The sequence below is a fragment of the Criibacterium bergeronii genome (genome assembly GCF_001693775.2).
Taxonomy (GTDB): Bacteria; Bacillota; Clostridia; order Peptostreptococcales; family Filifactoraceae; genus Peptoanaerobacter; species Peptoanaerobacter bergeronii.
In genome coordinates this window covers 1-9,806 of the sequence record NZ_MBEW02000039.1, presented here as the reverse complement: position 1 = coordinate 9,806, position 9,806 = coordinate 1, and the positions used below count along the sequence as shown (strand labels likewise).

11 protein-coding genes are annotated in these 9,806 nt (G+C 33.3%); 3 read left to right on the top strand and 8 right to left on the bottom strand.

Translation table 11 applies throughout. From position 1 onward, the window contains the following. Positions 1-39: 39 nt before the first annotated feature. The 8 genes from BBG48_RS11390 to BBG48_RS10065 all read right to left on the bottom strand — a co-directional run bounded on the left by BBG48_RS11390 (position 40) and on the right by BBG48_RS10065 (position 7,239). Complete coding sequence (locus BBG48_RS11390) at positions 40-165, bottom strand: hypothetical protein (RefSeq protein WP_274541891.1); 126 nt, start codon at positions 163-165, stop codon at positions 40-42. Between the two features lie 125 nt (positions 166-290). Next, a complete protein-coding gene (tpiA, locus tag BBG48_RS10095; RefSeq protein WP_068913889.1) occupies positions 291-1,037 on the bottom strand; it encodes a triose-phosphate isomerase in 747 nt (248 codons plus the stop codon). A 35-nt stretch (positions 1,038-1,072) separates the two neighbouring features. Then, on the bottom strand, positions 1,073-2,260 hold the full coding sequence (locus BBG48_RS10090) for a phosphoglycerate kinase (RefSeq protein ID WP_068913890.1): 1,188 nt from the start codon (positions 2,258-2,260) through the stop codon (positions 1,073-1,075). Between the two features lie 88 nt (positions 2,261-2,348). After that, a complete protein-coding gene (gene gap / locus BBG48_RS10085; RefSeq protein ID WP_068913891.1) occupies positions 2,349-3,341 on the bottom strand; it encodes a type I glyceraldehyde-3-phosphate dehydrogenase in 993 nt (330 codons plus the stop codon). Positions 3,342-3,480: 139 nt separating this feature from the next. Further along, a complete protein-coding gene (locus BBG48_RS10080) occupies positions 3,481-3,894 on the bottom strand; it encodes a universal stress protein (protein WP_068913892.1) in 414 nt (137 codons plus the stop codon). A 126-nt stretch (positions 3,895-4,020) separates the two neighbouring features. Then, positions 4,021-5,313: a hemolysin family protein gene (locus BBG48_RS10075; protein WP_068913893.1), complete on the bottom strand. Its 1,293-nt coding sequence runs from the start codon at positions 5,311-5,313 to the stop codon at positions 4,021-4,023. Positions 5,314-5,334: 21 nt separating this feature from the next. Next, entirely contained in the window at positions 5,335-6,144 is an 810-nt protein-coding gene (locus BBG48_RS10070; protein ID WP_068913894.1) for a C40 family peptidase, read from the bottom strand. A gap of 147 nt (positions 6,145-6,291) precedes the next feature. Then, positions 6,292-7,239, bottom strand: a complete 948-nt coding sequence (locus BBG48_RS10065; RefSeq protein WP_068913895.1) for a magnesium transporter CorA family protein — start codon at positions 7,237-7,239, stop codon at positions 6,292-6,294. Positions 7,240-7,428: 189 nt separating this feature from the next. Here BBG48_RS10065 and BBG48_RS10060 point away from each other — a divergent pair, with 189 nt between their 5' ends. The 3 genes from BBG48_RS10060 to BBG48_RS10050 form a co-directional block, all read left to right on the top strand. After that, positions 7,429-8,826 carry an aminopeptidase gene (locus tag BBG48_RS10060; protein WP_068913896.1) on the top strand — a complete coding sequence of 466 codons (1,398 nt, stop codon included), beginning with the start codon at positions 7,429-7,431 and terminating at the stop codon, positions 8,824-8,826. 146 nt (positions 8,827-8,972) lie between these two features. Further along, on the top strand, positions 8,973-9,446 hold the full coding sequence (locus BBG48_RS10055) for a hypothetical protein (protein WP_068913897.1): 474 nt from the start codon (positions 8,973-8,975) through the stop codon (positions 9,444-9,446). Positions 9,447-9,542: 96 nt separating this feature from the next. Then, positions 9,543-9,806, top strand: a 264-nt coding sequence (locus BBG48_RS10050) for a hypothetical protein (protein ID WP_330410380.1), incomplete at its 3' end; no start/stop codon positions are given.

The following is a 9,806-nucleotide window of genomic DNA, read 5'->3' as shown; positions in this document are numbered from 1 at the left end:
CTTCTATATAGCACATAATTTTCTCCTTATAAGTTTTATTTAATTTTCTACGTCATCGTTTTGAACTATGTCTTGCTCTTTAAATAAACTTGTGTCATCTATATATGTTCTTACTATAGTGCCACATTTTCCGCAAATTATATATCTTTTAAGTGCAATCTTCATTAAGCCAATTTTAACAGCGTTGTCGCCAAAATCATTATTTACCTTATAAAATACTTTTCAATCGCAAAATAAACACTTATATTTTATTTTAGGATTATTTTCCAAAATAATCCTACTCAATAATTTTAAAAATTAACTAATTTAACAAAATCATCAGCTTTTAATGATGCTCCTCCTACCAATGCTCCGTCTATGTCTTCCATATTCATTATTTCTTCAACATTAGCCGGTTTTACGCTGCCACCATACTGTATTCTAACTGTTTCTGATACTTCTTCGTTGTAAAGAGCTTTTACAGTTTCTCTGATGAAAGCTATTGTGTCTTGAGCCTGCTGAGATGTAGCAGTCTTGCCAGTGCCTATTGCCCAAATTGGTTCGTAAGCAATTACTAATTTTTTAACTTGACTGTCATTTAAGCTTGCTAAATCTTTTGTGATTTGATTTTTAATTATTTCTTCTGTCTTATTACCTTCTCTTTCAGCTTCACTTTCGCCTACACAAAGTATAGGGGTGATATCATGTTTGAAGGCTTGAATTAATTTTTTGTTGCAAGTTTCATCAGTTTCTGCAAAGTATTGTCTTCTTTCACTATGTCCGATTATAACATAATCTATGCCTATTTCATTAAGCATAGGTGCTGACACTTCACCGGTAAATGCTCCACTTTCTTCAAAGTGCATATTTTGAGCACCTATTTTTATATTTGTGCCTTTAGTTTTTTCTTTTAGGTCTTTTAACATTGTGAAAGGAGCACATATAAGCACTTCAACGTCAGTGCCTGACACTTGCTCTTTAATGCTATCTACAAATTCTAAAGCTTGTTTTATTGTAAGATTCATCTTCCAATTGCCTGCAATAATTGGTATTCTCAAAACGTCTCCTTTTGGTTAGTTACAACCATTTGTATTTATTTATCATTTATTACATCTATACCAGGCAGGATTTTTCCTTCTAAAAATTCTAGAGATGCTCCTCCTCCGGTTGAGATGTGTGTCATTTTATCAGCGTAACCAAGTTGCTCTACTGCTGCTGCTGAGTCTCCGCCACCTATTATGGTTACTGCTGAGCTTGTTGCCATAGCCTCTGCTATCATTTTTGTACCGTTGGCAAAATTACTCATTTCAAATACGCCCATAGGTCCGTTCCAAACTATGGTTTCAGCCTTATATATTTCTTCAGAGAATAGTTTTATAGTTTTTTCTCCGATGTCAAGTCCCATAAAGCCATCTTTTATTTGAACGTCAGCAGTGTTTTCAAATTTTGCATCGTTGCTAAATTCACTGGCTATCACATGGTCTACCGGTAAAAGTAATTTTACATTCTTTTCTTGTGCTTTTTTTAGTATTTCATTTGCAAGGTCGATTTTGTCCTCTTCTACTCTAGATGCTCCAACATTTACCCCTTGTGCTTTTAAGAATGTGTACGCCATAGCTCCGCCAATTATAAGTGAATCTACTTTTGTGATAAGATTTTCTATTACAGAAATCTTGTCAGATACTTTTGCTCCGCCAAGTATTGCTACAAATGGACGTTTTGGGGATTCTAAGGCTTTGCCCATTATATCCACTTCTTTTTGGATTAAAAATCCGATTGCTGATGGTAAATAGCTTGCTACTCCAGCTGTTGAAGAGTGTGCTCTATGTGCTGTACCAAAAGCATCATTTACATATAAGTCTCCAAGAGAAGCTAATTTTTTGGAGAATTCTTCATTATTTTTTGTTTCACCTGCAACAAATCTTACATTTTCCAGCATTACTACGTCGCCATCTTTCATTTCAGCGACTAATTTTTTAGCATTTTCTCCTACGACATCTTCATCTTCTGCCAGTTTTACTTCTTTTCCCAGTAATTTTGAAAGATGTTCAGCTATCGGTTTCATACTAAATGCAGGGTCATATTTTTTGTCAGGTCTGCCAAAGTGAGACATTAATATTACTTTGGCGTTGTTGTCTATTAAGTATTTTATTGTTTCAAGTGCAGAAACTATCCTTTTGTCGTCTGTGATTTTTCCATCCTTCATAGGCACATTAAAATCTACTCTGACAAGCACTTTTTTTCCTTTTACATCTATGTCTTTTACTGTTTTTTTAGCCATAGTACCTCCTTTACGTCTTTGTTTTTTTAAATAGCACAAATTACCCTAAGCTGATTAAAGCCGGGTAATTTGTGAAACAATTTTTTTATTATTTTCCAAGTTCTTGTAGTGTTCTTACTAATTGTGAAGTATAACCCATTTCATTATCATACCAAGCAACTGTTTTAACCATTTGTTTTCCATTAACGTCCATAACTTTTGTTAATGTAGAATCAAATATTGAACCATAAGTTGTGCCGACTATATCAGCAGATACTATTTCGTCTTCGTTGTATGCAAATGACTCTGTAGCTGCTGCTTTCATTGCTGCGTTGATTTCTTCAACTGTAGTATTTTTTTCTAGTACTGAATATAATTCAGTGATAGAGCCTGTTGGTACTGCAACTCTTATAGCAGAACCATCTAATTTGCCGTTAAGCTCAGGTATAACTTTACCTATTGCTTTTGCTGCACCTGTTGTATTAGGAATTGAGCTTACTGCTGCGGCTCTAGCTCTTCTTAGGTCGCCTTTTTTGTGTGGAGCGTCTAATGTGTTTTGGTCGCCTGTATATGCGTGTACTGTAGTCATAAGACCTTCTACTATACCAAATTTATCGTTTAGCACTTTAGCCATTGGTGCAAGGCAGTTAGTTGTGCAAGATGCACCTGAAACTATTTTTTCTGTTCCATCAAGTGTGTCATGGTTTACATTGTAAACTATCATTTTTACGTTGCCTGTTGCAGGTGCTGATATAAGTACCTTTTTAGCTCCGGCAGTTATGTGTGCCATAGCTTTTTCTTCTTTTGTATAAAAACCTGTGCATTCAAGCACTACATCTACGCCAAGCTCTCCCCATGGCAATTTAGATGCGTCTGCCTCTGCGTATGTTTTGATGTCTTTTCCATTTACAATGAACTTATCGTCTGTATAATCTACTTCGCCATTAAATCTTCCTTGTGTTGAGTCGTATTTTAACAAATGAGCTAGCATTTTATTATCTGTTAAATCATTTATTGCTACTACTTCTATTCCTTCTACATTTTGAATTCTACGAAATGCAAGTCTTCCAATTCTTCCAAATCCGTTTATTGCTACTTTCATAAATTTACCTCCGACATTTTGTTAAATTATTATTTATTACACTTACTATTATATCAAAAAATGAATTTTTTTACAGTCATATTTTGCATTATTTTATCAAAATATTGCTGAATTTTCAAATAAAATGTTTTCCTTGTAATTATTTAACAACTAAAACAGATTTATCTGTATAATTTATTACCTTATGAGAAATGCTGCCCAAAAAAGTTCTGCTGATTATGCCCATACCTCTTGAGCCCATTATTATCATATCGTAATTACCATCTGCCGCTTTTTCGCAAATTTCCTTAGCAATATCTCCGACCTTATACATGGTGTCTACATTTAAGCTTGTATCATCAAAGATTTTCTTTGCATTTGCAAGGATTTCTTCCGCTACTGCAATATTTTGGCTTATAATGTCAATTTTATAATCAACATTCACTGCAACTATGTCTGAAACAACAGTTATAATTGTAACATCGCTTTGGAATTTTTCTGCAATTTCTTTTGCTTGTTTTAGAGCTTTCATGGAAAATTTTGAGCCATCAATAGGTACTAATACTTTTTTCATTTTTTACCTCCAATTATTTTGTCTGTTATATAAAAAAACTAGATATGTTAAAAATCTTTAATCTTTTACAATTTTTAAAAAGCAAAACATTAAGATAAACATATCTAGTATTACTAGCTTGTTATTTTATTCTCCATCTTCTTGTAAATGCCGGTCTTGGTTTATAACTAATTTGACATTTACTATACGATTTTTATCCATAGAAATTACGGTAAAGGTGTATCTACCTTTTTCAAACACCTGTCCGTTTGTAGGGATTTCACCAAGATTTTCAAGTATATATCCGCCCAATGACTCATAATCCTCTGACGGAAGAACTATGCCGGTTTCTTCTTGCAAGTCTGTAAGTTTTATGCCTGCATTAATTATATACACATTGTCTTTAACTTTTACTATTTCCGATTGCTCATCCTTGTCATACTCATCAAATATATCCCCGACTATGGACTCTATTACGTCCTCTAGGGTTATAAGTCCTGATACTCCACCATATTCATCCAAAACTATAGCTATATGAATATTGTTAGCCTGCATTTTTTTGAAAAATTCGGAAATATTTACAAATTCATTTATAAAAGTAGGCTCTCTCATAACTTTTGTGATATCAAAATTTTCATTAGTTATCTGATGCTTTTCGATATCCATATTGTAAAATACATCTTTTACATACAAAACACCTATGATATCATCAATTGTATCCCTATATACAGGAATTCTAGAGAGTTTGTTATCTCTAAATACTGAAAATATTTCATCCAGCGTTGCCTCATCGCTTACCGCAACTATTTCCATTCTTTGTTTCATAGCGTCTTGTACGGTCAAATCCTTGAAGGAGAAAATATTTTTTATCATGGTAGTCTCATCTACCTTTAATATACCCTCTTCTTTTGATACGTCAACAAGTGTGCTCAATTCTTCCTTGGTGATTAAAGGCTTTTTCTCATTTACTGTACCACCTAGAAATTTTATCATAAGGTTGCCTACAGTATTGAAGAAAAATATAACCGGTGTCAAGACTGTCACATAAACTTTCATAAAAGGTGCAACAGCTAATGAAATGTTTTCAGAATTATTAATGGCAAAATTTTTTGGAGTTATTTCACCAAAAATCAGTATTAGTACAGTGGCTACTCCTACCGCAATACCCACTCCACTACTTTGGAAATATTTTGTAGCAAGTGTAGTAGATATAGCTGAAATCATAGTGTTTACTAAGTTGTTGCCCACAAGTATGGCACTCAAAAGCTTGTCACTTTCTTCATAAAGGTTTTGTAAAATTACTGCTCTTTTATTATTTTCTTTTATGAGTTGTGCCAGTCTTATCTTGTTAAAATTTATTAAAGCTGTCTCACTTGATGAAAAAAAAGCCGAACACGAAACTAAAACTATCAATAGTATAAATGACGTTACATCCGACAAATCAATTGTCTCCTTGATTTATTATATATATCTTTTTATTGCTAATACTCTATTTTTGAAGTAAGAAGAATTTAAATCTTCTATGACGATTTTCTTGTTATATGTTGAGGCGTGGATAAATTTCCCATCTCCAATGTAAAGCCCCACATGAGTAGCTGAGCTTGGCTTAGCTGATGCGAATTTGATTTTATCAGTTTTATCTATTTTAATATCCTCAAATGTCAAACTGTTTTCAGAGTTTTTAGTTTGAGATTTGCCATATGCACTTCTATCTGTCTCGTCATCAGTATCCTTTGATATGCTAAACGATGACCTAGTATCAAAAAACACCAAATCATTTGGTTTAATTTCCGCAAGATTTATTGACGTGCCTTTTTTTACTTGTTCAAAAGTTGTTCTAGGCAAAACTACTCCATATTTTTCAAATACATATTTTACAAAGCCGGAGCAATCAAAACCGTTTGTTGTAACTCCTCCATAAACGTATGGAACGCCCAGTAATGACTTTGCATAATTTATTAGCTCAGTGTCTTGTATTTGCACATTTTTAGCTAAAGAAACAGTAGATGGTTTTACTTCATTTGCCAAAATTTCTTTTTTGTGTTTTTCATTAGCCTCATTTAAAGTTTTAGCTATAAAGTCATCAATTTGTTTTTTATCTTGTTCACTTATCGTTGCTACCGGCTGTTTAGATTGTAAAATTTGATTTATTTCCATATTTAATTGCTCAGAGCCATTGCCAAAAATTACAGGTTCTGTAGCGTTGGCTGTATTAGAGCCTGCAAATAGAAATAAAGCACAAGCCGCAAAAACTGCTGTATGTTTATTCATATACATATCCTTCATTAAATCGAAACTAGGTATAATTAATTAAAGTATAGCATAATTTTCTCCTAAAGTATATAAAAAATATTAAGGAATGATTAATATTTCTGCGAAATAAAAAAGAGTGCACTCGGCACTCCTTTAATAACTTTATTAGTGAAACATATCCATTTTATAAAAAATGTAAGTTGCAATTGCACAAGCTATCAAGGATATTGCAACCGGAAACCAAGCATGAATAAATGGCAGCCCTTCAACGTTCATACCATAAAAGCTAAATATGATATTTGGTATAGACATGACTATTGTAATTACAGTCAGGACTTTCATAACGATGTTCAGATTATTGGATATTATGCTGGCAAAAGCATCCATTGTCCCTGATAATATATTAGAATAGATATTACACATATCTTCCGCCTGATGCAATTCTATCATCACATCTTCAAATAAATCCTGATCTTCCTCATACATTTTTACATATTTACCACGAACTATTTTATTAAGAGTGATTTCATCGGCCTTTAATGATGTGGAAAAATATACAAGTGATTTTTCTAATCTCATCATTTGAAACAGCTCTTTGTTTCTCATTGATTTGTGGAGATTAATCTCTGTACGATTGGCTAGCTTGTCAATCCTTCTAAGGTAGAGCAGGAAGTTTTGAGAAATCCTAAGCATCAGCATCAGTAAAAATCTAGTTTTATACTTTGTGTCCACTCCCCTCATGCGATTATGGGAAAAAGTGTCCAGTATATTATTTTCATTTAAACTTATAGTGACAATTTTATCTTTTAGGATTATCACGCCTAATGGTGAAGTGGCATATTGAAATGAGTCAGAATTATAGTAGGAGTCATTTCTCTCTTCCACAGGATAATCGACCATTATCAAAGTTTGTCCCTCGTCATCGTCAAAGTCAATGTGGGAGCTTTCTTCGGGGTCTAAGCATGACTTTACAAACTCGGGCAAAACGCCAAGTTCATCTATCAAATATTTGGTTTCTGCTTCTGTTGGTCTGACAGCATTTACCCAGCAATTCGGTAGAGGATGCTCTATTCTTTTCATTTCATTACCCTCATTTATAAAAAATTCTAGCATGGTTAAGCTCCTTTCATTTTTGGACGTAGTTAGAAAAGCTAAACTTTCCTAACTTATTTATTATAACATACGCACTGGTTAATTGACAAACAATTTTAACTATTTGTTTATAATAGACTAAAATGATATAATATGTCTTGGAAAAAGGTGTATAATATTAAAAGAAATTTTTATATAAAAGGAGAACCTATGAAAAGAAGTTATACTGCAAAAAATATTTGGGAAGAAAAAAATCACGATGATATACAAAATTATTCAAAGGGGTATATAGATTTTTTGTCAAAAGCAAAAACAGAAAGACTAGCTAACAAAGTCGTACTTGAAATGGCTGAAAAATCCGGATTTAAAAAATATGAAGATGTTTTGAAATCCGGTTCAATAAAATCCGGTGACAAAATAATACTAAATCAAAAAAATAAATCCGCTGTACTAATGGTAATAGGCACTGAGCCAATCAAAAACGGTATGAATATAGTCGGCTCTCATATAGACGCGCCAAGGCTAGATGTAAAACCAATGCCGCTATATGAAGATGGCAACATGGCATTTTTCAAAACTCATTACTATGGAGGCATTAAAAAATATCAGTGGACAGCAATCCCTCTTGCAATGCACGGAGTAGTGTTTACAAAAGATGGCAAACAAGTAGACATCTCCATTGGTGAGGACGATAACGACCCGGTATTTTTTATAAATGACCTGCTAATACATTTAGCCTCAGACCAAATGCAAAAAAACGCTATGAAAGTAGTAGAGGCTGAACAGCTAAACGTAGTAGTAGGCTCTATACCTCTTGTTACAGACGAAAAAGAAGAAAAAGAATTAAAAAATAAGATAAAAGAAAATATATTAAAATTCTTAAACGAAAAATACCAAATAGAAGAAATAGATTTTGCCAGATCTGAGATAGAAATAGTTCCCGCCGGAAAAGCAAGAGAAGTGGGTTTTGACCGCTCAATGATAGCCGGACATGGACATGATGACAGAGTATGCTCATACGCAAATATCCATGCAATACTAAATGTAGAAAACCCAAAATACACCGCAGTGTGCCTATTAGCTGACAAAGAAGAGGTCGGCTCTCAGGGCAATACCGGTATGCAGGGAAGATTTTTTGAAAATATGGTAGCTCATTTAATAGCTTTGCAAGAAGATTATTCAGATTTAAAAACTAGAGACGCATTGGAAAACAGCAAAATGCTCTCCGCTGATGTAAACGGAGCATACGACCCAAACTTCCCAGATGTATGGGAAAAACAAAACACAGCAAAAATATCTGAGGGCATAACAATTTCCAAATACACCGGCTCAAGAGGAAAAAGTGGCAGTAACGATGCAAATGCAGAATTTTTAGCAGAAATTACAAAAATATTTGACGATGCAGGAGTAATTTGGCAAATGGGTGAGCTTGGCAAGACTGACCAAGGCGGTGGCGGCACAATCGCATATATCTTGGCAAACCTAGGTGTAGAGGTAGTTGACTGCGGCACGTCTATGCTAAGTATGCACGCACCAATAGAATTGGTCAGCAAAGCGGACGCATATATGACATTCAAAGGCTATGAGGCATTTTTTAACAAAAAATAAGAGCAAATGGACAGAGTTTATGTTTAAATAAAACGGCAAGTAGGCAAAAACAGCTTACTTGTCGTTTTGTTTAATTGAAAATAAATTTTCTATATAGTATACTAAAACAATTAATTTAAATTTATTGATATATTATGGAGTTACTTATGATAAGGTTTGGCGATGATGCAGGCATTATAGACACTTATCCTTTTCTAATTAAGGCGATTGAGGGGCTATATAATGAAATTTCATTTATTATTTCTTTACCACTCAAGGGTGAAAAAGGGATTGTTAATGATACAGGCAACTCTTGTTTAGATGGTATTTTGAATAAATGTGTTCCCGTTTATCCCGATGAAAACAATAGTTATGAAATTATTTTCAAGAACTATGTTCTTCATATGACTAGAAATGAGTCCTACACTTTTTGGGACGAATATGAAATACGACACGGCAAATATTTAATCTTGTTTGAAAGGTCCAGATTGCTTGATAATATATCTTCATACGTGGACTGCAATTTGATTAATGATATGTGCAAAAAGGAATGCAAGCATTATGGTATATATTGTCAAAATCATATAATTGACGTTATAACGACTACAGAGCCAATAATTAAAAAATACAATAAAAAGTAATTTAGAGCACTAAACATTGATTTGTTGATGTTTTTATGTCCAATAAAAACATATTTGGTCATTCTATTTCTGATTTAAAAAAATATGGGAAACTTTATGAAAAAAACAATATTATTTGTAATAGCAATCTCCTTACTTTTTTATTTTGTTATATTATCGTACAACAGGTCTGTCGTTTCAAAAAACAACTCAGACTTAAATAAAAGCATACAAGCTATAGACAGCGGTGCTGTTAGTCTAAATGACATTGTCCCATTTGAGTGGGATACTTTATATAGCATTGAGCCTTACAAGAGCAAGGAGGAAATAGAGGCTATAGTCGGGTTTAAAAGCAGTTATATCACTGATAACATTATAAGC